The sequence below is a fragment of the Thiogranum sp. genome (genome assembly GCF_058323355.1).
Genome location: NZ_JBTTIO010000067.1, coordinates 1 through 22,872, shown reverse-complemented (window position 1 = coordinate 22,872; position 22,872 = coordinate 1). Strand labels below are relative to the sequence as shown.

Here is a 22,872-nt window from a genome sequence, read left to right as displayed (position 1 = left end):
TCTTGAAGCATCAAACCATGCGCATGCCTTGCAACATGTATCACAGAATCGCGACCTGGATCTGGTGTTACTCGACCTGAATATGCCGGACAAGGATGGTTTCGCCGTTTTAACGGCCATTAGTGAGGAGTTTCCGGCCATACCGAGACCGAACAACGTGTTTATGTAAACGGTGAAATGCTACACGTTTCTACTGGACTGGGGGCTATTGGTGATTATCACCCCGAGAGCCCGGAGTTTCATATCGGTGGGCGTCAACGCTACGTTGATACGTTTTCAGGAATGATCGATGAAGTCAGAATCTGGTCGCGTGCTCTAACTCAAGCAGAAATCCGCAACGAATTAAATCAATTAGCGGATGATGCCGATGTCAGCTTTGTCGCGGGTTGGGATTTTGCCGAGCGAGACGGTGATGTTATAACTGATATTGGAGCCAATGGATTTGATCTTTCACTAGGCGGGCAAGGGGCGGAAGCCGCACCCTCGCGTGAATGGGAAACTCGCCTGCAACAGGGCATCGCGATGTACTTTGATGGCATCGATGATCACCTTGTGATCAACGCGCTTGATACACTGGCGGCGCTGGACATGAACACGACGCTAACCCTGGAGGCCTGGGTGTACCCGGTCGGGGCGGGTAGTGGTGCAGGCGGTGGAACCGTCCTGAACAAAGAAGGCGAATATTACCTCGGGCGTTCCGCCGCTGGTTTTCTTAACTTTGCCCTGGCCAATAGTACACCGGGCTGGTCGACAGTCACCTCCAGTGTGAGTGTGCCTTTGCATCGCTGGAGTCATGTTGCCCTGGTCTATGATAGCGGTGCTGGTCAGGTCGAGCTTTATCTTAATGGTGTGTTAGCTGAGACCCTCCCGGCTTCAGGTGCGATTGGTGACTTCCATGCAAATGAAAACGAACTGCGTATCGGTGGTCGTCAGCGAGATGATCTCGGTGGGGCAGGGCAACGTTTCCATGGCGGCATTGATGAAGTGCGCGTCTGGAACATCGCCCGCACGGCTAGTGAAATCAACGCGAGCTATAAGGCCGAACTCAGCGCTGCGACTGCAGGCCTGGTGGGGTACTGGCGTTTTGATGAACTCGAACTGGACGTCGTGTTTGATAAGACCAGTGCCCAGCGAAATGCCTTGCTCGGCTCAAGACGCGAATGGGAAAAACCAAAGCGCATCGATGCCAATGCCCTGGTGAACTATCCGACCACGCTGATCGACTACTGTTCCAGTACACCGTTCCCGGATGGCGACGGTGATGGTGTCTGTGATGCAACCGATAACTGCCCAACCATCGCGAACGTTGATCAGGCCGATACGAATGCGGATGGCACGGGTGATGCCTGTACAGTTGTGATTGCCGAAGGTGGCGGTGGTGACGGTGGCGGTGGCGGCGGTAATGGTAATGGTGATGGTGGAGGCGGTGGTGGTGGAGGTTGTAGCTATAACTCCAACGCAAAACTCGATCCGTTGTTCCCACTGTTGATACTGTTTAGCCTCCTGTATCTGCGTAAAAAGGCGGTTGCCTGGCCTCCCTGCCAGTCGGAATGACAGCATGATCGCATCCTTGCGAAGTCGTTCCGAGTTTCAGCCTGGTAAACTGTGGCCGCTCTGCCACATCCGGCGGTCTACGCTTCGCGCCCTGCTTGCGGGCCCTTTACTCCCAACGGAGACTGCACTACCTGACCCTGGATAATGTGCTGACTTTGTTGTCGGCCCGTAACGATTCCGGCGGATCCCCCCCTGTACCGGCTAATTCGATGCGTCAGCTTAACCCCCTGATTCGGGGTTGGGCTAATTACCGGCGTATGGATGACGGATCGAATATCGCGTCAAACTTGGTTATGCTGCACCCTGATTGACATATGCAGGTCCATAGCCAGCGGTTGGAAGTAGTAAAACCGGCCCCTGCCCTGGTACAGCCGATGGCGGGTTTTTTGTGCCTGCGCAAGACAGATGAAGGAGCAGAGAGGTATGCCTGACAACAAAGACCGATCGCCGGGACTGGAAACCCTGGCGGTACGCGCGGGACAGCATCGCACGCCGGAAGGGGAGCACTCAGAGCCGATCTTTCCGACATCGAGTTATGTGTTCGAATCGGCTGCGGCCGCAGCCGCGCGGTTTTCCGGTGAGGAACCCGGTAACATCTATTCCCGCTTTACCAACCCGACCGTGCGTACCTTCGAGGAGCGGCTGGCGGCGATGGAAGGCGGCGAGCGTTGTGTGGCGACCGCTTCCGGCATGTCGGCAATCTACGCCACCTGTGCGGGCCTGTTGAAAGCCGGCGACCATGTCGTGTCGTCGCGCAGTATTTTCGGCAGTACTACCTTGTTATTCACCAACTTCCTGCACAAGTTCGGTATCGAAACCACTTTTGTTTCCCAGGAAGACATGGATGAGTGGGCGCAGGCCATTCGTCCGGAAACGCGCCTGCTGTTCCTGGAAACACCCTCCAATCCGCTCACGGCCATTGCCGATATTCGCGCGCTGGCGGATCTTGCCCACGCGCACGATTGCCTGCTGGTCGTGGACAACTGTTTCTGTACGCCGGTACTGCAACGTCCGCTCGAGCTTGGCGCGGATATCGTGATCCATTCCGCGACCAAGTATCTCGACGGGCAGGGTCGTTGTGTCGGTGGTGCGGTGGTGGGTTCGCAGGATGTGGTGGGTGAGGGGGTGTACGGTTTCCTGCGTACCTGCGGGCCGAGCATGAGTCCGTTCAATGCCTGGGTGTTCCTGAAAGGGCTGGAGACCCTGTCGCTGCGTATGCAGGCGCATTGCGCCTCGGCGCAGGCACTGGCGGAGTGGTTGCAGGAGCAGCCCGCCGTTGAACAGGTGTTCTATCCCGGGCTGGCATCGCACCCGCAACACGCCCTGGCCGGTGCGCAGCAGTCGGGCTATGGCGGTATTGTGTCGTTCGAGGTGAAGGGCGGTCAGGCGGCCGCGTGGAAAGTGATCGACAGTACGCAGATCTGCTCCATTACCGCCAACCTCGGCGATGCCAAGACCACGATCACGCATCCTGCGACCACCACGCACGGTCGCCTGACTGCGGAACAACGCACCGAATCGGGTATTTCCGACGGACTGGTGCGAGTCGCTGTCGGGCTGGAAACGCTGGATGACCTGATCGACGATCTACAACGCGGCCTTTGAACAGGGAGAACCCGGATAATGGAAAAACAGATCCTTTCGTATCTTCTGCCGCTGTTGCTGGCAACGTTCTGGCATGCGACGGCACACTCGGCCGAAGCACCGCTCAGTGACCGGGTCAGCTTTCGTGTGGAGGCTGGTCGTGAAGTGCAGAATGACCGGGTTTCCGCCATTTTGCAGGCGCATGCAGAAGGGCGTGATGCGATTGAGGACGTATTGATTGCAGCAGCCGTGTCAGCGTACAGGTCAGCGGATCAATCCGGCTGCTGAGAAAGTGATCCGGTTGCCCGGGTCCCACCCCGGCCGTGTTCAGTGATCCCCGCACAGGCTGATTTTCCCGACACCCCAGCGCAGGAAGTCATCAAACGCCAACCGGCGTTTGTCTGACAGGTCCAGGCCATCAGGCACACGGGCAATATTTACTGTACAGGTGCTGGATACCGCGCGGTCTATCTTGTCGCCATTGTAGTGAGGCATGATGACAAACTGTCTGACGGTCTCGTGTTCATATTCAAACGGACTGGAAATCTGTACGAGATAATAGACTTCGCGCGAGGGGCCGGGGATTACCGCAATACCTTCAGCAGTAACAGGGTTCTGTCCCGTGTACTCGTACGGCTCGTAGATTTCGAGGACATGTTGTTGTGTCATGGGCTTGTCCTTCGATGTGATGTTTCGAGCATGCCCAATGTGGTCGGGGCTGTCAAAGTTGAGGCTGGATCAAACATCAGGTTGTACAGCATGAATATTCTTCAAGCTATTGTTTTATGAAATATAATCATAGAACTGTGTTGCTGGAGGTCGCGCAGGAGGCGCTCTCGGCGGTGCACGGAAATCGGTTGGTCAGGGACGCAGTGACGCAGGCGCCGGACTGGCCCGCCGTGGATGTTCTGGCCATTGGCAAGGCCGCGCCCGCCATGCTGGAAGGTGCGCGGGAGGGGTTGGGTGATCGCCTGCGCCGGGCCTTGCTGATCAGTCGTGCGGATTGCCTCACACCGTCAGGCTGTGGGAATGCCCGGATCGAGACGCTGTCCGCGGGACACCCCATACCGACAAAAGACAGTCTTGTGGCCGGTGAACGGATGCTGACGTGGTTGCGGGCCTCCACGGACCCGCTGCTGGTTTTGCTGTCCGGCGGCGCTTCGAGCCTGGTCGAGGTGCCGGTTGCCGGCGTAACGCTTGAGACGCTGCAGCAAGTGAATCGCTGGCTGCTGGGCAGCGGTCTGGATATCCGCCGGATGAATGTCATTCGCAAGCGCTTGTCACGCATCAAGGGCGGCCAGTTGCTGGAACATCTCGGTGACCGGCCGGTTCAGGTGTGGATGATTTCCGATGTGCAGGGTGATGATCCGGCGGTAACAGGGTCTGGTCTGTTGTACCCGGACGACACAGATGCGCTGACCCTTCCCGGTTTGCCAGAGGACGTGCAGGCCATTCTGGCCGCTACACCGGGGCCCGTCAGGCCATCGCCAGCCAGCCTGCCTGAACACCGTCTGCTTGCCAGTTTGCAGAGCGCCTGCCAGGCACTGGTGGAGGCGGCCGGTAAACGGGAATTGACCGTGCAGGTTCACGATATCGAACTCGCCGGGGATGCCGCCGAAACCGGCCGGCAACTGGCCGGCACTCTGGCCCATGCGTCGACGGGCCTGCACCTGTGGGGCGGGGAGACCACAGTGCGGCTTCCTGCACAGCCGGGGCGTGGCGGGCGTAACCAGCAGCTGGCACTGGCAGCGGCCACGGTGCTGGCGGGGCGGCCGGACTGTTATTTGCTGGCGCTTGGCACCGATGGCAGTGATGGCCCCACCGGGGATGCCGGTGCGCTGGTCGATGGCGGGACAATAGCGCGCGGTGAACTGGCCGGTCTGGATGCGGAAGCAACACTGCGCGCGGCGGATGCCGGGACGTTTCTTGAGGCCAGTGGCGATCTGGTGTCGACCGGGCCGACCGGCACCAACGTGCGTGATATCGTGCTGGCGTGGAAGACCGCATGAACTCCGATCTGTTCGAGCGGGCGCGGCGTTGCCTGGATTGTTGCGACCCGGATGAAAAAGTGGCGCTGACCATGCAGACGTTTGTTGAACTGATGGCCGGTGAACTGGTGCCTGAATCTGACCAGGCAGTACGGCCATTTGCCAATGCCGGCCGTCCGGCCAGCCCGAAACTGGTGCCAGCGCGGGCGTTGCCACGCCGCAGCCCGGGAAGTCCCGAGGGGCGGGTGGCCCTGCTGCACGCCATTGCGCATATCGAATTCAATGCCATCAACCTGGCGTGGGATGCGGTATACCGTTTCCGCGGCCTGCCGGCCCGCTATTACCATGACTGGGCACGCGTTGCTGCCGAGGAGGCCTACCATTACCGCTTGCTGGCGGCGCGGCTGGCTGAACTGGGCTCGGCCTACGGGGCGCTGGATGCGCACGACGGCTTGTGGGCCGCCGCTGCGCGTACTGCACATGACCCGCTGGTGCGCATGGCGCTGGTGCCGCGTGTACTGGAGGCGAGGGGGCTGGATGTAACTCCCGGTATGATTGAGCGGTTAAACAAGGTTGGCGATAATGCTACCGTGGCATTGCTGGATATTATCCTGCGAGATGAAATCGGTCATGTGGAGATCGGTACACGCTGGTTTCGTTACCTGTGTGCGCAACGTCAGCTCGATCCCGAGCAGACTTTTGCGGAATTACTGGAAACATACATGCAGGGACAGGTACGACCACCGTTTCATTATGAAGCACGTCGTCGCGCCGGTTTCAGTGAACGTGAAATGCGTCACCTCGAGGTGATGGCGAAAAAGGATGGGTAAGTAAAACTGATGAAAGTTGCAGGTTTGAAGGGTTTTATTCGTGGCGCAGCCGGTTGTGCCCTGTTGGTTACGGGCATCCTGTCAGTGGTCGCGCCGGCGGTTGCGGGGACGCGCGCCACGGTTCTCTGGTACCTGGAACAGGAAGCCGGCAACGCTCCCTGGGAGGTGCGCTACATTATTACTGATCGCTACCTGCGTTCCGACCAGGGCGACGACAGTGTCGACTATGTGCTGATGGATCGTCGTGCGAAACAGATCTATAACGTGGTCGAGGATACCCGGACGATTCTCGACATCGATGGCCAGGGTGAAATTGGCGAGCAGCCGGAAGAACTGGACATCGAAGTACGACGCAGTCACGACAGCAAGGCGCCGAAGCTGGAAGGCCGGAATTCTACAACGCTGGAACTGCACGCCGGTGGAGAACTCTGCTATTCCAGCGTGGTGGTGGAAGGATTGATGGAAGACACGCGCCAGGCTTTCGAGACATTTTCCGATGTTCTGGCGGTTCAGCAGCAACGTTCAAAAGGGAATACGCCGGCAGAGTACGTCACCCCCTGTTTTCTGGCGCGCTACCTGTACATGGCCGACTTTGATGTCGCACAGGGATTGCCGGTGGTGACCTGGGGGCCGGATGGTTCGCGTCGCCAGTTGATACGTTACGAGCGCGATGTGTCGGTTGATGACGGCCTGTTCGAGTTGCCCGCGGACTACGAACACTACAAACCTCTTGCGCCCTGAGCGTGCTACAGGGGCAGTTGTTCCAGTTCCATCTGTCCATTTTCGCTGACACGCAGCACACTGCCCTGCTCGTGCCAGTCACCGAGTACCACGCGTGTGAAGGGTTGGCGGTTTTCTTCCCGGTGGTGAATGCAGGGACGGTGGGTGTGGCCGTGGATCAGTAACCCGGCCCGGTATTGCGCCATGTACCCGGCCACCGTTTCCGCGTTGACGTCCATAATGTCGCGGCTTTTCCCCAGTATTGACTGACGGCTTTCCGAGCGCATCTGTTGCGCGAGTTTGCGGCGCTCTTGCAGGGGTCTCGCCAGTACCGTCTGCTGCCAGGCCGGGTCACGCACCCTGCGACGGATTTCCTGGTAGTCGTGATCGTCGCTACACAGCAGATCGCCGTGCATGAGCAGCGTACGACAACCGTACAGGTCAATGACCGCGGGGTCAGTCAACAGTCGGGCGCCGCTGGTTCGCAGGAACTGTTCCCCGATCAGGAAGTCCCGGTTGCCGTGCATCAGTCTGACCGGCGTGCCGGCGTCTACACAGTGGCCCAGTGCTTCACGGATAGTGTGGCAAAGCGGTGCCGTATCGTCGTCACCGATCCAGACTTCAAAGAGATCGCCGAGTATGTAGAGGGATTCAGCCTGGCCCGCCTGCGCATTCAGCCAGTCGAGGAAGGCGTCGATGATCGCCGGGCGCGAAGGGTCAAGATGAAGATCCGAGATAAAAAGGGTGGCCAAGGCGGGGAGGCCTCCCCCTTGCAGGGGAGGCGCCTGTCATCAGTCTTCGACAGTGACTTTCTCAATCACAACATCTTCGACAGGTACGTCCTGGTGCCCGCCGCTGTTGCCGGTGGCGACTTTTTCAATATCCTGCACAACATCGAGCCCGTCGCAGACCTTGCCGAACACGCAGTAGCCCCAGCCCTGCGCATTGGGGGCAGTAAAGTTGAGGAAACCATTGTCCTTGGCATTGATGAAGAACTGGGCAGTGGCCGAGTCGGGGTCCGGGGTGCGCGCCATGGCAATGGTGCCCAGATCGTTCGTCAGTCCGTTGTCGGCTTCATTCCTGACCGGGTCGCGGGTAGGTTTCTGCGTCATGCCGGGTTCAAAACCACCACCCTGGATCATAAAGCCGGGAATGACACGGTGAAAAATGGTGCCGTCATAAAAACCGGCTTTAGCGTATTCGACAAAATTGGCGACCGTCAACGGGGCTTTTTCTTCATCGAGTTCGAGCACGATGGCGCCCTTGCTGGTCTGCATCTGGACTTTCATGGTTGTCTCCTGGTTAAACGGCTTGTGTGCTGCCGTTTGTCGCGGCAGGCACAGGTGATCTATTGTACTTGCAGGTTGGTCGGTGTTTTGGGGGCTTCCTGCGTCGAGGCGGCCTGTTCCACAGTGACCTTCTCGATAATAATGTCTTCGACCGGCACGTCACCGTACATACCGCGCTTGCCCCTTGGCGTGTTCTCGATAGCCTTCACGACATCCATGCCCTTGACGACCTTGCCGAATACACAGTAGCCACCCTGTGACGGGTAATCCAGCGCTGCATTATCATTCGTGTTGATAAAAAACTGTGCAGTAGCAGAATCCGGGTTGCGGGTACGCGCCATGGCAATGGTACCGACGGTGTTGCGCAGCCCGTTGCGTGATTCATTCCTGATCGGTGCGCGGGTGTGCTTTTTTGCCATGCCGGGTTCGAAGCCACCGCCCTGTATCATAAAGCCCGGGATCACACGGTGAAAGATCGTGCCGTCATAAAAGCCGGCATTGGCGTATTCCACGAAGTTGTTGACAGTAACGGGGGCCTTGCCCGGGTCCAGTTCGAGGACAATCTCGCCCTTGCTGGTTTGCATGCGAACAGTGACTGTGTCAGCGGCCTGGGCGGTTACTGAAAGTAGTACCCCGAGGCACAGGGTTAAAAAACGTGTCATGGCAGAGACTCCTTTTTGGTGCGCGTATCATAGCGGTTTCCGCGCGCCTGACCAATTTTTGTTACCATGCCCGCCGGTCACGCCCGGGTGTCGGGCGGTCCGCGACACCCTGCGGAACCTCGAAATTACGCGCCAGCGCCAACGGAGCCATAGCGAATGCTGAAACTGTTCAATACCCGGACACGCCGGAAAGAGGAATTTGTACCGATCGAGCCGGGCAAGGTGCGTATGTACGTGTGCGGTATGACCGTCTACGACCTTTGCCACCTCGGCCATGCGCGTGTGCTGGTGGTGTTCGATGTGATTGTGCGTCACTTGCGAAGTCTGGGTTATGAAGTGACCTATGTGCGCAACATTACCGATATCGATGACAAGATCATCCGGCGCGCACAGGAAAACGGGGAAACCATTCAGGAACTGACGGAGCGCTTTATTGCCGCCATGCACCAGGATGCCGATGCGCTGGGTGTGTTGCGGCCGGATTTTGAGCCGCGCGCTACCGAGTCGATGGATGACATTATTGCCATGATCGGGACGCTGCTGGAGAAGGGCTACGCCTACCAGGGTGAGAATGGCGATATTTATTATGCTGTCAGCCGGTTCGAGGATTACGGGCAGTTGTCCGGCAAGAAGCTGGAGGACCTGCGTGCCGGTGCGCGTGTCGATGTGGACGAAGACAAGCGCGACTCACTGGATTTCGTGTTGTGGAAGGCCGCCAAACCCGGCGAGCCGAGTTGGCCGTCACCCTGGGGCGAGGGTCGGCCCGGCTGGCATATTGAATGTTCCGCCATGTCTACCGAGTGCCTGGGTGCGCATTTTGATATTCACGGTGGCGGTATGGACCTGCAGTTTCCGCACCACGAGAACGAGATTGCGCAGTCCGAGGCGGCGACCGGCGAACACTTTGTGAATTACTGGATACACAACGGGTTTGTGCAGGTTGATGAAGAGAAAATGTCCAAGTCACTGGGCAACTTCTTCACCGTGCGGGAGATTTTGTCGGTCTATCAGCCGGAAGAGATTCGCTATTTTATTCTTGCCAGCCACTACCGCAGCCCGCTGAATTACAGCGATGATAACCTCGACAAGGCGCGTGGTGCCTTGCAGCGCCTGTATACGGCGCTGCGTGATACGGACACTGATCCGCAAGCTGAGCCGATCGCTGAATATATCGAGCGCTTCGATGCCGCCATGAACGATGATTTCAACACCCCCGAGGCACTGGCCGTGTTATTTGACCTGGCGCGTGCGATCAATCGCAGTCGTGACAGTGGTGACGGGCAGCTTGATTCGCTGGTGGCCACAATGCGGTTACTGGCGGGACGGCTTGGTTTGTTGCAGGCAGATCCCGAGGTCTATCTGCGCGGTGACACGGCGCAGGGTGGGGCGCCTGACGATGCTTTAATCGATGATCTTGTCGCGCAACGTCAGGCCGCCCGCGAACGGCGCGACTGGGCCGAGGCCGACCGGCTGCGTGATCAGCTTACGGCGATGGGGATCGAGCTGGAAGATTCGACCGAAGGAACCCGCTGGCGCCGCGCCTAGAGGGCTGCTGTAGTCCGTCATCGGCGCAGGCCGGAATCCATGAAATTCAGCACCCTGGATCCCGGCCTGCGCCGGGATGACAAATTAATCAGGCATGCCTTAATTATGCAGGGTTTCTGCGGCGTATACGGTGTTTTGTATCAATGTCGCGACCGTCATCGGACCCACGCCACCGGGCACCGGAGTGATCCAGGCGGCGCGTTCCTTCGCAGCATCAAAACCTACATCACCGATCAGGCCGCTCTCCGTGCGGTGAATGCCAACATCGATCACCGTGGCTCCCGGTCGCACCCATTCGCCGGGCACCAGGCCGGGTTTGCCGGCAGCCACCACCAGGATTTCCGCCGCGCGCACGTGAGCTTCCAGGTCCCGGGTAAAGCGATGGCAGCAGATCACGGTGGCGCCTGCCAGCAGCAGCTCCAGCATCATGGGCCGGCCCACGTGATTGGATGCGCCGACCACCACCGCTTCGCGCCCGTAGTACGTCTCGCCGGTGCTGTCGAGCAGGGTGATAATGCCGCGCGGTGTGCAGGGGCGTAATTGCGGCATACGTACGGCCAGGCGGCCGATATTGTAGGGGTGGAAGCCGTCCACATCCTTGTCCGGGTGGATGCGTTCCAGCACCGTCTGGGTGTTGATCTGTTCCGGCAGGGGTAGCTGAACCAGGATACCGTCGATGGCAGGGTCTTCATTGAGACTATCGATCAGTTCCAGCAGAGCCTGTTCGCTGGTGTCATCCGGCAGGTCCCAGGAACTCGACAGCACACCCACTTCCTCACAGGCTGCACGCTTGTTCCTGACGTAGATTTCAGAAGCGGGATCGGCGCCGACCAGGATCACGGCCAGACCGGGTCGGCGTTTGCCGGCGGCCAGTCGTGCATCAATCTGTTGTTTTGCCTGCTGGCGGGTGTCGGCGGCGATGGCTTTACCGTCAATGATGCGGGCGCTCATGAAAATTCCGGTTCCTGACTACGCTACGGGAAGGCCGGCGATTCTCGCACGCGAACTGCAAGCGGACAAGCGAAGGGGATATTTTCTGGTATACTTTCGCGCTTCGGCCGTTGACGATGGAAGGGTGGAAACGTATTATCGCCCGCCCATCCGGTGCTGCCGGGATGCGGGGCATAGCGCAGTCTGGTAGCGCGCCTGCTTTGGGAGCAGGATGTCGGGAGTTCGAATCTCTCTGCCCCGACCAAATTACAAGCCAGGGCATTGATTGACAGACTGCCGGATGGCAAATACGATGCTCTGATGAGGCATCCAACCAAAGACAAGGGAGATGTTGGTGTTGGATTCGTGATCGCTGACTTGATGCGGCACGGAATTCAGGTGGCGTTGCCCATCAGCGAACATTTGCCGTTCGATTGCATCGGGATATCCGAGGCCGGCGATCTGTGCAGGCTGTCGGTAAAGTATCGAAAGGCGAGGCAGGGCAAACTGGAAATACGGCTTCGTAGCAGTTGGGCTGACAGGCACGGCACGCACCTCAGGGATCATTGTAAAAATGATTATGATGCCACAGCAGTCTACTGCCCCGATAAGCAGGCCTGTTATTACGTACGTAATGAAGAGGTTGATGGAAAAACGATTGTTTTAAGGGTTGAACCGGCTAAAAACAATCAGGTCAGTGGTGTTAAGTGCGCCGATGATTTTGCAGGCCCGGCCAGGTTATTCGAGCCCCGGTAGCTCAGTCGGATAGAGCAATAGCCTTCTAAGCTATGGGTCGGGGGTTCGAATCCCTCCCGGGGTGCCAAACAGGTTTTGTGATTAAGTCAATGGCGGGCGTAGCTCAGTTGGTAGAGCACAGGATTGTGACTCCTGTGGTCGCCGGTTCGATCCCGGTCGCTCGCCCCATTACAGGTTGTCCCGGGCCGTTAGCTCAGTTGGTAGAGCAGGAGACTCTTAATCTCTTGGTCGAAGGTTCGAGTCCTTCACGGCCCACCATTTTTGAACCCGCGCCTGCGCGGGTTTTTTATTTTCCTGATACCTTTTGGGGTTATACTCGAATTTCCAAACCCGTATAATCACCTGTTGATGTCGCAGCCTTGCAGAATCAGTAACTTGGCGCGCATTGCGAGAGTGGCGGAATTGGTAGACGCGCTGGATTTAGGTTCCAGTGGGGCAACCCGTGAGAGTTCGAGTCTCTCCTTTCGCACCAGAATTACAACGGTTTTCTGTCCCGTTACAGCTGTTACGCTTCACGTTGTAACGGGAACGAACAATTTCACAATCGATTTCAAGTTTGAGGGTATGACATGCAAGTTTCCGTTGAAACAACCAGTGGACTGGGCCGCCGCATGACGGTGCAGATCCCGGCGGAGCAGATGGACGAACAGGTGAACAGCAAGCTCCAGCAGCTTTCGCGCTCAGTGCGTCTTGACGGTTTTCGTCCTGGCAAGGTGCCGCTTGGCGTCGTGAAAAAGCGTTATGAATCACAGGTGCGGGAGGAAACTGCCGCCGAGTTGATCGCGGCCACCTACGAACAGGCCCTGCAGCAGGAAAATCTCAAGCCTGCCGGCGAGCCCAGTATCGAACAAACGCGGAATCGTTCCGGTGAAGAGCTGGAATATGTCGCAGTTTTTGATGTATTCCCGGAGATCGAGGTGCCCGACCTGAGCGATCTGAAGATCGAACGGCCGGTCGCCGAGGTGTCGGATACAGAAGTCGATGCAATGCTCGAAAAGTTACGCAGCCAGCGGGTGACATGGACAAAGGTCGATCGTGCCGCGGCAAACGGCGACCGGGTCGAAATTGACTTTGAAGGGACTGTTGATGGTCAGCCATTCAGCGGGAATGCCGCAAAGAATGTCCCGCTGGAACTGGGTAGTGGATCGATGATTCCCGGTTTTGAAGAGCAGCTGGTCGGCCTCAGCGCCGGTGACAGCAAGACCATTGAAGTGACTTTCCCGGAAGATTACGGTTCAGCCGAGGTGGCAGGCAAGACGGCCAGATTCGATATTACCGTTCACAGCGTCTCCGAGCAGTCACTGCCGGAACTCGATGATGAGTTTGCCCGTGCCTTTGGTGTGGGAGACGGCGGTCTCGATGCATTGCGCGAGGAAGTTCGCAAGAACATGCGTCGCGAACTGGATGCCGCCATCAGGAAAAGTATCAAGTCACAGGTCTTTGATGCGCTGCTGGAAAAGGCCAGTCTGGATGTTCCTGCATCATTGCTGGACAGTGAGATTGACGCGCTCATCAAGAAAGACAGTGAGGGTGCCGATGCAGGGAGCGATGACCGTGGTCGCTACGAGGAAGAGGCAAAGCGTCGTGTCGCGCTTGGCCTGTTGATCTCGGAGATTATTCAGCGTAACCAGCTGGCTGTCGACCCTGATCGGGTGCGTCAAACCGTCGAGGAACTGGCGCAGTCCTACGAGAATCCCGAGGAAGTCGTACAGTGGTACTACAGCAACCAGGAAATGCTGTCGGGTGTGCAGACGCTCATCATGGAAGAAACTGTGGCAGAGTGGGTAGTGGATCAGGCCCGGGTTGAGGACAAGACCACTACATTTGAGGAACTCATGCAGTCCGCAAGCGGCGCTGCGTAAATTAAGGAAGCAACTGAATGTCAGATAGCATGATCGAAGGTGGCGGAGATATCCAGGCACTGAATCTCGTTCCCATGGTGATCGAGCAGACGGCGCGCGGTGAACGCGCCTACGATATCTACTCGCGCCTGCTCAAGGAACGGGTTGTTTTCGTGGTCGGCCCGGTTGAGGATTACATGGCGAACGTCATCGTGGCGCAGTTGCTGTTCCTCGAATCCGAGAATCCCGACAAGGATATTCACCTCTACATCAATTCCCCTGGCGGTTCTGTGACAGCCGGCCTGGCAATCTATGACACCATGCAGTTCATCAAGGCAGACGTCAGCACCATGTGCATCGGCCAGGCGGCCAGCATGGGTGCGGTACTTCTCGCTGGCGGGGCCACGGGCAAACGTTACTGCCTGCCGCATTCGCGCATGATGATTCACCAGCCGCTGGGCGGTTTCCAGGGGCAGGCATCGGATATCGATATCCATGCAAGGGAGATCCTGCTGGTGCGCGAGCGCCTGAATACGATTCTGTCCCGTCACACGGGGCAGCCGCTGGATAAAATCCAGAATGATACCGACCGGGATAATTTCCTCGGTGCCGAGCAGGCGAAGGATTACGGCCTGATCGACGAGATTCTGGTGTCGCGCAAGGCAATGACGGCCGGGGAAGAGGAAAAGACCTCCTGATCCGGGACAAAAACCGTAGATTACCGCCGGGAACACTTGTCAGCGGTACGGTGACGTAGTTGAATAGGAACTCACTGATTTTACGGTAGTCAGGGTATTCAGGCGGTCAGAAATCTGCCGCTGATAGCTGATATGAAGGTAAGGGAACCGCGAGTCGGGACATCGATATGAATAACGATCGAAACAGTAAGGGTGAAGACGGAAAGCTGCTGTACTGTTCTTTCTGCGGAAAGAGTCAGCACGAGGTACGCAAGCTGATTGCGGGGCCATCCGTTTTTATCTGTGATGAGTGTGTCGAACTTTGTAATGACATCATTCGTGAGGAGATGCAGGAGAAGACGACTGGCGGCAGTAACAAGCTTCCGACACCACATGAAATCAACGACGTGCTTGATGAGTATGTCATCGGCCAGAAGAACGCCAAGAAGGTGCTTTCTGTTGCCGTCTACAATCACTACAAGCGCCTGGAGGCCAGTGGCCGCAAGGACGAGGTGGAGCTTTCCAAGAGCAATATCCTGCTCATCGGACCGACCGGTTCCGGTAAAACCCTGCTGGCCGAAACACTCGCACGCTTGCTGAATGTACCGTTCACCATTGCCGATGCCACCACGCTGACCGAGGCGGGTTATGTTGGCGAGGATGTCGAAAATATCATCCAGAAGCTGCTGCAGAAGTGTGACTACGATGTTGACAAGGCGCAGACCGGTATCGTCTACATCGACGAAATCGACAAGATTTCCCGCAAATCAGATAACCCTTCCATCACCCGTGATGTGTCCGGTGAAGGTGTGCAGCAGGCGCTGCTGAAACTGATCGAGGGAACCGTTGCTTCCGTGCCGCCGCAGGGTGGGCGCAAGCATCCCCAGCAGGAATTCCTGCAGGTGGATACCTCGAATATCCTGTTCATCGTTGGCGGTGCGTTCGCCGGGCTGGAAAAAATCATCAAGGGTCGCTCCGAGAAGGGCGGTATCGGTTTCTCGGCGGAGGTCAAGACCGTCGATGAAGATGTGAATGTCGGCGAGATTCTCTATGAGGTCGAACCGGAAGACCTGATCAAGTTCGGTTTGATCCCGGAATTTGTCGGTCGTCTGCCGGTGGTGGCCACGCTCGAAGAGCTGGATGAAGATGCGCTGGTGCAGATCCTGACCGAGCCCAGGAATGCGCTGACCAAGCAGTATGCCAAGCTGTTTGACATGGAAGGCACGGAAATCGAGTTCCGTGAGGATGCGCTGCGGGCCGTGGCGAGAAAGGCCATGGATCGTAAGACCGGCGCCCGTGGTTTGCGGACCATCATGGAGCACGTGCTGCTCGATACCATGTATGAATTGCCGTCACTGGATAATGTCCAGAAGGTGGTCGTTGACGAGCGGGCTATTGCCGGCGAATCAGAGCCTTACCTGGTTTACGATTCCGAGCCGGAACAACGCGCTGTTTCCGACTAGCCTTCATTTTCAGTCCACGCTGCTTCAGGCTCGATGACGTTTCAGCCATCGGGCCAGTCGGCGTTTGCCTGCAAAAGAACTATACTGGCGGGAAATGACTTGTCGCGCCGGTGGTTATGCCGAGAACCATGGCTTGTTTCTTGCAGAAATCATTGTGGGGCATAAAACCGCCATTGAAATGTCTTATGGTGGGCCCCATATCTAACGTGCCGGGAGCCCGGTAAAACCGTAGCTCCCCTGATCAGAACCGGATACTGAGGTACTCTCCAATGGAGCATGACAAGAACGTCCCTGAAACAACAGACAACGAACCGACAGCCGTCGTCCCGGTTCTGCCGTTGCGCGATGTCGTTGTTTACCCACACATGGTCATCCCGCTGTTCGTCGGGCGCGAGAAATCGATCCACGCGCTGGAAACAGCGATGGATGACGACAAACGGATCTTGCTGGTCGCCCAGAAAAGCGCCGAAGTCGATGACCCGCAGGTGGAGGATATCCACGAAATCGGCACACTCTCCACCATCCTGCAGTTGCTGAAACTGCCCGATGGCACCGTCAAGGTGCTGGTCGAGGGTTCCGAACGCGCCAAAGTGGTGAAGTTTGAAACCACGGATGAATTCTTCTCGGCACAGATTGAACAACTGGGGCACGGCGAACAGGCTGGCGAGCGCGAAGTTGATGTGCTGATGCGTTCCCTGCTGACACTGTTCGACCAGTACGTGAAACTGAACAAGAAAGTCCCGCCGGAGATCCTGACATCCCTGTCCGGCATCGATGAACCCGGCCGCCTGGCGGATACTATCGCCGCACACATGGCGCTCAAGCTGGACGAAAAGCAGCGTATCCTCGAAATCGAGAATGTGCGCCAACGGCTTGAACACCTCATGGGCATGATCGAGGGCGAAATCGATGTCCTGCAGATCGAGAAGCGCATCCGTGGCCGCGTCAAGCAGCAGATGGAGAAGAGTCAGCGTGAGTACTACCTGAACGAACAGATGAAAGCCATCCAGAAGGAACTGGGTGACATGGAAGATGTGCCCAACGAAGTGGACGAGTACCAGGAAAAGATCGAAAAAGCAGGCATGAGCAAGGAAGCGAAAGAAAAGGCCATGTCCGAGTTGAACAAGCTCAAGATGATGTCGCCGATGTCCGCCGAAGCTACTGTGGTACGCAACTACATTGACTGGCTGGTCAGTGCGCCGTGGAAAAAACGCACCAAGATCCGTCACGACCTGGCACGTGCCCAGAAAGTACTGGACGAAGATCATTACGGTCTGGACAAGGTCAAGGAGCGTATTCTTGAGTACCTCGCCGTTCAGCAGCGCGTGCGCAAGCTGAAAGGCCCGATCCTGTGCCTGGTGGGGCCACCCGGTGTCGGCAAGACCTCGCTGGGTCGTTCCATTGCGCGTGCGACCAATCGCAAGTTTACCCGTATGTCACTCGGTGGTGTGCGTGACGAGGCCGAGATCCGTGGTCATCGCCGTACCTACATCGGTTCACTGCCGGGCAAGATCATCCAGAACCTCGCCAAGGTCGGTGTGCGCAATCCACTGTTCCTGCTGGACGAGATCGACAAGATGTCCATGGACTTCCGTGGCGATCCGTCATCCGCATTACTGGAAGTGCTGGACCCGGAGCAGAACTCGACTTTCGGTGACCACTACCTGGAAGTGGAGTTTGATCTGTCCGATGTGATGTTCGTTGCAACGTCCAACTCACTGAATATCCCGGGTCCATTACTGGATCGTATGGAAGTCATTCGCATCCCCGGTTACACCGAGGACGAGAAGGTCAATATCGCAATGCGTTACCTGTTGCCCAAGCAGGTCAAGAATGCCGGTCTCAAGGAAGGCGAGCTGAGTGTCAGTGAGAAAGCCATCTACGATATCGTGCGGTTCTACACGCGTGAGGCGGGTGTGCGAAATCTCGAACGCGAGCTGGCCAAGATCTGCCGCAAGGTGGTCAAGGAACTGTTGCTGACGGAAGGCAGGGACAGCATTTCCGTGACACCGCGTAACCTGGAAAAGTATCTGGGTGTACGCCGCTTCCGTTATGGACTGGCCGAGGAAAACGATCAGATCGGTCAGGTTACCGGTCTGGCCTGGACCGAAGTCGGTGGCGAACTGCTGAGTATCGAATCCACCATCGTTCCCGGCAAGGGGCGGCTTATTCACACCGGCCAGCTGGGTGAAGTGATGCAGGAGTCGATCCAGGCGGCGACCACAGTGGTGCGCAGTCGTGCCGAGGCGCTGGGTATCGAGGAAGATTTCTACCAGAAATACGATATCCACGTGCATGTGCCGGAAGGCGCCACGCCGAAAGATGGTCCGAGTGCCGGTGTCGGCATGTGTACGGCGCTGGTATCCGCGCTGACGCGTATCCCGGTCCGTGCAGACGTTGCCATGACCGGTGAGATCACGCTGCGTGGTGAAGTTCTGCCTATTGGCGGGCTCAAGGAAAAACTGCTGGCAGCCCATCGCGGCGGTATTTCCACAGTCCTGATTCCGGAAGAGAATCGCAAGGATCTCGCGGAAATTCCCAGGAACGTCAAGGACAAGCTGGAGATTCTTCCTGTTAAATGGATTGACGAAGTGCTGGAAATTGCCCTGCAGCATCCGCCTGTCCCGCTCCCCGGCAAGGGCGAGGGAAAGGCCACTGAGAAAATCAAGGACAAGTCCAAAACCGGGGGCAAGGGTAAGGCGCTTCGTACGCACTGACATTTTGTCCCGGGCCCGTCTTGCGTGTAATTGTGTATCTTTTACACGCAAGACGGGCTTTTTATTTGACCTGTCTGCAATACCCTTGGTATAAAACCGGGCGTGCGTTCGGGGGCTGAGGAACAAACCTTTTTATAACGGGGTTTGAACTGTCTGGTTCTGGCCCCGGTGCGCGATCCGAATTATAATTTCCATTTTGATGTTGAGGGCCAAACTCGATGAATAAAGCCGAACTGATTGACGCCGTTGCAAGCTCCGCTGACCTGTCCAGGGCGGACGCAACACGGGCCGTCGACGCCGTGATTGACACCATTACCGAAACGCTGCGTAAGGGTGATTCAGTCACGCTCGTAGGTTTTGGCACTTTTGAAGTTCGCGCCCGTGCCGCGCGTGCCGGACGCAATCCCCAGACCGGTGAAACCATCCAGATCAAGGCGTCAAACTCGCCTGCATTCAAGGCTGGTAAAGCGTTCAAGGATGCCGTAAACTAGCGCGCTTTCCTCGAGGGTGCTTAGCTCAGCTGGGAGAGCGTCGCCCTTACAAGGCGAATGTCGGGGGTTCGATCCCCTCAGCACCCACCAGGGTTATGGAGCGGTAGTTCAGCTGGTTAGAATACCGGCCTGTCACGCCGGGGGTCGCGGGTTCGAGTCCCGTCCGCTCCGCCACCTTAAGCAGAACGGGCGTCCACATGGGCGCCCGTTTTTCTTTTCAGGGCGCTATAATGCGCCTTCTTCAGCAATTCGAACAAGACACAGATAGCGGGATTTACCTATGTTGCAAGCGTTTCGCAATACGGTCATGGGCTGGTTGGGCTGGATCATTATCGGGCTTGTGATCATGACGTTCGCCCTTTTCGGGCTGGGCTCCTATTTGCAGGACAAGAGCCGGGTTTACGTGGCCAAGGTCAATGATGTGGAGATTTCACCCGGAGATCTGCAACAGGCTTACCAGCAACAGCGGGCCCGTATGCAGGAAATGATGGGCGACGCTTATAACCCTGCGCTGATTGACGACAAACGTCTTCGTCAGCAGGCGCTTGACGGGTTGATCAACCGTGAGCTGTTGTTGCAGGCCGCGCGGGATAATGGTCTGACCATCAGTGATGAACTGCTGGCTGCACAGATTCATGCAATTCCGGCTTTCCAGGAAGACGGGGCATTCTCCGAACAGAAGTACCGCAATATGGTGAGCCTGCAGGGACGCAGCGTTTCCGAAGTTGAGTTTTCCACCCGCCAGAGCATGCTTGCCGAGCAATTGCTCACCGGGTTGACCGGAACGGTGTTTGTTACACCGGGTGAACTGGATCATGCCTACAGCCTGCAAAACCAGAAGCGTGATTTTTCCTACCTGATCGTTTCGGCAAAGCCGTTTGAGTCGATGGTTGATATCAGTGACGAACAAATCCAGCAATACTACGAAGCGCACGCAGATGATTTCATGGTGCCGGAACGAGTGAAACTCGCCTACCTGCGACTGACCGGCGAACAGCTGGGCGATTCACTGGAAGTGGATGAGTCCGAACTCGAATCCCTGTACGAAGAGCGCAAGGCTTCCCTGAAGACAAAGGAACAACGCCGTGCCAGCCATATTCTCATCACTGTAGCGCCTGATGCAGATGAGGATACCCTCGCACAGGCAAGGGCCGAGGCTGATGCTGTACGTGCCCGGCTGGAAGCAGGAGAGGATTTTGCCGAACTGGCGAAACAAAGCTCGGATGATCCCGGTTCTGCAAAGCTGGGTGGTGACCTGGGTTTCATGAGTCCTGGCGATATGGTGCCGGAGTTCGATAAAACCGTATTTGCCATGAACAAGGGCGATATTTCGGAACCGATCCGTACTCAGTATGGCTTTCATATTATCAAGCTGACCGATATCAAGGGGGGTGAAATCCCCCCCCTTGCTGAAATACGTGATGACCTCATCCACGAAATACAGCAAGACAAGGTCAATGACCTGTTCTACGAACAACTCGAACAGCTTACCGACCTCAGTTACGAGAACCCGGATTCGCTGGATGCCGCTGCCGAGGCGCTGGGCCTGGAAATTCAGACCAGCGACTGGCTCGATGCAAATGGTGGCCCGGGTATCGGTCAGTACCCGAAAGTTATCGCCGCGGCATTTTCTGACGATGTGCTGGAAGCCGGTAACAACAGTGAGCCAGTGGAAGTTGCACCCAACGACGTGATTGTCGTGCGTGTCGAAGAGCGGCAGCCCGCACACCAGGCGCCACTGGAAGACGTGCGTGACAAGGTGGTGGCGCGTCTTAAACACGAGCTGGCGGCCCAGGCAGCCCGTACACGCGGGGAAAGTCTCCTGGCGCGTCTGGAACAAGGTGGCGCCACACTGGAAGAACTGAATAACGAGGATTACTACGCATTCAGAAAAGCCGAGGGCGTTACACGCGCCTCCGCAGGTTACAACCCTGAAGTCATGCGCAAGGCCTTCAGTCTTGCCCATCCACAGGACGACAAGCCGGTGGATTACAGTTTTGCCCTGTCCAATGGCGATTTTGCGCTGATACGCCTGAGGGCTGTCACTGATGGTGACCCTGCAGAACTGAAACCCGAAGCGCGCAAACAAATGGCGCGTGGCTTCGAGAACCTGTACCGCTCTCTGGAAATGGATACCCTGATCCGCGACCTGCGTGCCAGGGCCGACATAGTGATTCCGCAGGATAGCGAGTAAGCGCCGCCCGTATGCTGCGCCTCCAGCTCCACTGGCAGATACTGATCGCGCTGGTGCTGGCGGTGATCGCCGGGCGCCTGAGCGGGACAGACGGTGTCCTGTTCGGCATCAAGTTCTACCCCGTCTACGAATTCATCGGCGCATTGTTTATGAATGCGCTGAAAATGATCATCGTTCCGCTGATCGTTTCGACCATCATCACGGGCGTTGCGGGTATGGGGAATACGCATGGGCTGGGACGGCTGGGCGGGAAGACACTGCTGTTTTACCTGACCACCAGCCTGCTGGCGATTGTGGTGGGCCTGATATTCGTCAACCTTATTACTCCCGGTATTATCGACGGCACCCCGGCACGCGAAGTGCTGGGTCTGAGCGAGGCAGCAGCCACTGAAGCGGCGCAGAAAGTACAGGGGCGTTCTGCATCAGACCTGACGGGTGTATTTCTCAGTATGGTTCCACCCAACGTCGTGGCTGCCGCGGCCAACGGCCAGATGCTCGGGCTGATCTTTTTCAGTTTGCTGTTCGGTTATTTCCTTTCACGCATCGACCGTGAAGCCGGTGATGTGCTGTCACGTTTCTTTTCGGGCGTTGCAGACATCATGATGTTGATGACCACACTGATCATGAAGTTCGCACCACTGGGTGTGTTTGGCCTGGTGGCAAAGACCGTCGCCAGCATCGATGCCGAGCAGCTCAATAATCTTGCCTTTACACTTGGCAATTTCACCTTTAGCGTACTGGCGGCGCTGGCGTTCCATATGTTTGTCACCTTGCCGCTACTGTTGTGGCTGGTCGGGCGGGTCAACCCGGTAAAGCAGTTCCAGGCCATGATGCCAGCCATGCTGACTGCCTTTTCCACCGCCTCGTCATCGGCAACCCTGCCGCTGACCATCGAGTGCGTGCGTGACAATGCAAAAGTTTCCAACCGTACCGCGAGTTTTGTTTTGCCGCTTGGCGCTACCGTGAACATGGACGGTACGGCATTGTATGAATGTGTTGCCGCGATGTTTATTGCCCAGGCTTACGGGTTGCAGCTGGACCTGGTTACCCAGTTTACGGTGGTGCTGGTGGCGCTGTTGACGTCAATTGGCGTGGCGGGTATTCCGGCGGCGAGTCTGGTGGCGATTACGATTATTCTTGCCACCATCGGGCTGCCGGCGGAGGCTGTGGGCCTGATTCTGGCGGTGGATCGTATTCTGGATATGTTCCGGACGTCGGTTAACGTGTTCAGTGATTCCTGTGGGGCGGTGATTATTGCGCGGACTGAAGGGGAGGTGGGGGTTGGGCGGGGGTGATGTTTTTCGTCGAGGGCGGGCGGGCCTTTTTTCAGACAGCGGTTTGCCCGCTACGCGGGTTCCCTGCGCTTCTCGGACTGTTGCGCGCTCGCTAAACTCGCGATCCGCGCTGTCGCGCGAATCACTCAGACAACGCTCGCTTCTTCGCAACAGTCCTGCGATGCTCGGCTGCATCGATGTCTGAAACAGCACCGACCCACCCCCGACTTGCTCCGTGCTGGACTCTGTTCCATCCCGTCATTGCGAGCGCAGCGAAGCAATCTCCCATAGATTTACACCCGACTCAAAAGATTGCCGCGCTGCGCGCGCAATGACGGGATGGTGGCAACGCGGCCA

Annotated in this window: 21 protein-coding genes, 7 tRNA genes and 1 pseudogene; 24 read left to right on the top strand and 5 right to left on the bottom strand. The window is 57.2% G+C overall.

Annotation, left to right across the window (positions count from 1 at the left end; translation table 11 throughout):
• The 5 genes and pseudogenes from ACW81B_RS10690 to ACW81B_RS10670 all read left to right on the top strand — a co-directional run.
• A partial coding sequence (locus tag ACW81B_RS10690) for a response regulator (protein ID WP_491580210.1) occupies positions 1–169 on the top strand: 169 nt, incomplete at its 5' end.
• A pseudogene (locus tag ACW81B_RS10685) lies at positions 157–321 on the top strand (LamG-like jellyroll fold domain-containing protein); the annotation flags it as partial. The gene ACW81B_RS10690 and the pseudogene ACW81B_RS10685, both read left to right, overlap by 13 nt.
• A gap of 201 nt (positions 322–522) precedes the next feature.
• Positions 523–1,554: a LamG-like jellyroll fold domain-containing protein gene (locus tag ACW81B_RS10680; RefSeq protein WP_491580209.1), complete on the top strand. Its 1,032-nt coding sequence runs from the start codon at positions 523–525 to the stop codon at positions 1,552–1,554.
• 423 nt (positions 1,555–1,977) lie between these two features.
• Positions 1,978–3,159: an O-succinylhomoserine sulfhydrylase gene (locus ACW81B_RS10675; RefSeq protein WP_491580208.1), complete on the top strand. Its 1,182-nt coding sequence runs from the start codon at positions 1,978–1,980 to the stop codon at positions 3,157–3,159.
• A gap of 18 nt (positions 3,160–3,177) precedes the next feature.
• Positions 3,178–3,426 (top strand): hypothetical protein, encoded by a 249-nt coding sequence (locus tag ACW81B_RS10670; RefSeq protein ID WP_491580207.1) that lies wholly within the window; start codon positions 3,178–3,180, stop codon positions 3,424–3,426.
• A gap of 39 nt (positions 3,427–3,465) precedes the next feature.
• Here the strand turns inward: ACW81B_RS10670 and ACW81B_RS10665 are convergent, their stop codons facing one another.
• Positions 3,466–3,807, bottom strand: a complete 342-nt coding sequence (locus tag ACW81B_RS10665) for a hypothetical protein (protein WP_491580206.1) — start codon at positions 3,805–3,807, stop codon at positions 3,466–3,468.
• Between the two features lie 116 nt (positions 3,808–3,923).
• On the opposite strand from ACW81B_RS10665, the gene ACW81B_RS10660 reads away from it, so the two are divergent.
• From ACW81B_RS10660 to ACW81B_RS10650, 3 genes are read left to right on the top strand one after another with little or no spacing between them, the layout of a single operon-like run.
• Positions 3,924–5,147 (top strand): glycerate kinase type-2 family protein, encoded by a 1,224-nt coding sequence (locus tag ACW81B_RS10660; protein WP_491580205.1) that lies wholly within the window; start codon positions 3,924–3,926, stop codon positions 5,145–5,147.
• Positions 5,144–5,956, top strand: coding sequence for a ferritin-like domain-containing protein (locus tag ACW81B_RS10655; protein ID WP_491580204.1), 813 nt, complete (start codon positions 5,144–5,146; stop codon positions 5,954–5,956). The genes ACW81B_RS10660 and ACW81B_RS10655 overlap by 4 nt, the downstream gene beginning before the upstream one ends.
• A gap of 9 nt (positions 5,957–5,965) precedes the next feature.
• Positions 5,966–6,697 (top strand): hypothetical protein, encoded by a 732-nt coding sequence (locus ACW81B_RS10650; RefSeq protein ID WP_491580203.1) that lies wholly within the window; start codon positions 5,966–5,968, stop codon positions 6,695–6,697.
• 5 nt (positions 6,698–6,702) lie between these two features.
• Here the strand turns inward: ACW81B_RS10650 and lpxH are convergent, their stop codons facing one another.
• From lpxH to ACW81B_RS10635, 3 genes are read right to left on the bottom strand one after another with little or no spacing between them, the layout of a single operon-like run.
• Positions 6,703–7,428 carry a UDP-2,3-diacylglucosamine diphosphatase gene (gene lpxH / locus ACW81B_RS10645; protein WP_491580202.1) on the bottom strand — a complete coding sequence of 242 codons (726 nt, stop codon included), beginning with the start codon at positions 7,426–7,428 and terminating at the stop codon, positions 6,703–6,705.
• Between the two features lie 39 nt (positions 7,429–7,467).
• Complete coding sequence (locus tag ACW81B_RS10640) at positions 7,468–7,965, bottom strand: peptidylprolyl isomerase (protein ID WP_491580201.1); 498 nt, start codon at positions 7,963–7,965, stop codon at positions 7,468–7,470.
• Between the two features lie 59 nt (positions 7,966–8,024).
• Entirely contained in the window at positions 8,025–8,627 is a 603-nt protein-coding gene (locus tag ACW81B_RS10635) for a peptidylprolyl isomerase (RefSeq protein ID WP_491580200.1), read from the bottom strand.
• A gap of 156 nt (positions 8,628–8,783) precedes the next feature.
• Here ACW81B_RS10635 and cysS point away from each other — a divergent pair, with 156 nt between their 5' ends.
• Positions 8,784–10,172 carry a cysteine--tRNA ligase gene (gene cysS, locus ACW81B_RS10630; RefSeq protein ID WP_491580199.1) on the top strand — a complete coding sequence of 463 codons (1,389 nt, stop codon included), beginning with the start codon at positions 8,784–8,786 and terminating at the stop codon, positions 10,170–10,172.
• Between the two features lie 99 nt (positions 10,173–10,271).
• Here cysS and folD read toward each other — a convergent pair whose 3' ends face one another.
• On the bottom strand, positions 10,272–11,123 hold the full coding sequence (gene folD, locus ACW81B_RS10625; protein ID WP_491580198.1) for a bifunctional methylenetetrahydrofolate dehydrogenase/methenyltetrahydrofolate cyclohydrolase FolD: 852 nt from the start codon (positions 11,121–11,123) through the stop codon (positions 10,272–10,274).
• Positions 11,124–11,290: 167 nt separating this feature from the next.
• On the opposite strand from folD, the gene ACW81B_RS10620 reads away from it, so the two are divergent.
• The 15 genes from ACW81B_RS10620 to ACW81B_RS10550 all read left to right on the top strand — a co-directional run bounded on the left by ACW81B_RS10620 (position 11,291) and on the right by ACW81B_RS10550 (position 22,536).
• Positions 11,291–11,367, top strand: a tRNA-Pro gene (locus ACW81B_RS10620).
• Positions 11,368–11,384: 17 nt separating this feature from the next.
• Entirely contained in the window at positions 11,385–11,858 is a 474-nt protein-coding gene (locus ACW81B_RS10615; protein WP_491580197.1) for a group I intron-associated PD-(D/E)XK endonuclease, read from the top strand.
• A tRNA-Arg gene (locus tag ACW81B_RS10610) sits at positions 11,849–11,925 on the top strand. The genes ACW81B_RS10615 and ACW81B_RS10610 overlap by 10 nt, the downstream gene beginning before the upstream one ends.
• A 25-nt stretch (positions 11,926–11,950) precedes the next feature.
• Positions 11,951–12,026: transfer RNA gene (locus ACW81B_RS10605), tRNA-His, on the top strand.
• A 14-nt stretch (positions 12,027–12,040) separates the two neighbouring features.
• Positions 12,041–12,116, top strand: a tRNA-Lys gene (locus ACW81B_RS10600).
• A gap of 129 nt (positions 12,117–12,245) precedes the next feature.
• A tRNA-Leu gene (locus ACW81B_RS10595) sits at positions 12,246–12,330 on the top strand.
• A 97-nt stretch (positions 12,331–12,427) separates the two neighbouring features.
• The gene (gene tig / locus ACW81B_RS10590) at positions 12,428–13,720 is read left to right on the top strand and encodes a trigger factor (protein ID WP_491580196.1); all 1,293 of its coding nucleotides are present in this window, start codon (positions 12,428–12,430) and stop codon (positions 13,718–13,720) included.
• A gap of 17 nt (positions 13,721–13,737) precedes the next feature.
• Positions 13,738–14,397, top strand: a complete 660-nt coding sequence (gene clpP, locus ACW81B_RS10585; protein WP_491580195.1) for an ATP-dependent Clp endopeptidase proteolytic subunit ClpP — start codon at positions 13,738–13,740, stop codon at positions 14,395–14,397.
• A gap of 167 nt (positions 14,398–14,564) precedes the next feature.
• The gene (gene clpX / locus ACW81B_RS10580) at positions 14,565–15,839 is read left to right on the top strand and encodes an ATP-dependent Clp protease ATP-binding subunit ClpX (RefSeq protein WP_491580194.1); all 1,275 of its coding nucleotides are present in this window, start codon (positions 14,565–14,567) and stop codon (positions 15,837–15,839) included.
• Between the two features lie 269 nt (positions 15,840–16,108).
• Positions 16,109–18,556: an endopeptidase La gene (gene lon, locus ACW81B_RS10575; protein WP_491580193.1), complete on the top strand. Its 2,448-nt coding sequence runs from the start codon at positions 16,109–16,111 to the stop codon at positions 18,554–18,556.
• A 218-nt stretch (positions 18,557–18,774) separates the two neighbouring features.
• A complete protein-coding gene (locus tag ACW81B_RS10570) occupies positions 18,775–19,047 on the top strand; it encodes an HU family DNA-binding protein (RefSeq protein WP_491580192.1) in 273 nt (90 codons plus the stop codon).
• A gap of 14 nt (positions 19,048–19,061) precedes the next feature.
• Positions 19,062–19,137, top strand: a tRNA-Val gene (locus tag ACW81B_RS10565).
• A gap of 7 nt (positions 19,138–19,144) precedes the next feature.
• Positions 19,145–19,221: transfer RNA gene (locus ACW81B_RS10560), tRNA-Asp, on the top strand.
• 106 nt (positions 19,222–19,327) lie between these two features.
• The gene (locus ACW81B_RS10555; RefSeq protein ID WP_491580191.1) at positions 19,328–21,241 is read left to right on the top strand and encodes a SurA N-terminal domain-containing protein; all 1,914 of its coding nucleotides are present in this window, start codon (positions 19,328–19,330) and stop codon (positions 21,239–21,241) included.
• 11 nt (positions 21,242–21,252) lie between these two features.
• The gene (locus ACW81B_RS10550; RefSeq protein ID WP_491580190.1) at positions 21,253–22,536 is read left to right on the top strand and encodes a dicarboxylate/amino acid:cation symporter; all 1,284 of its coding nucleotides are present in this window, start codon (positions 21,253–21,255) and stop codon (positions 22,534–22,536) included.
• Positions 22,537–22,872 lie beyond the last annotated feature (336 nt).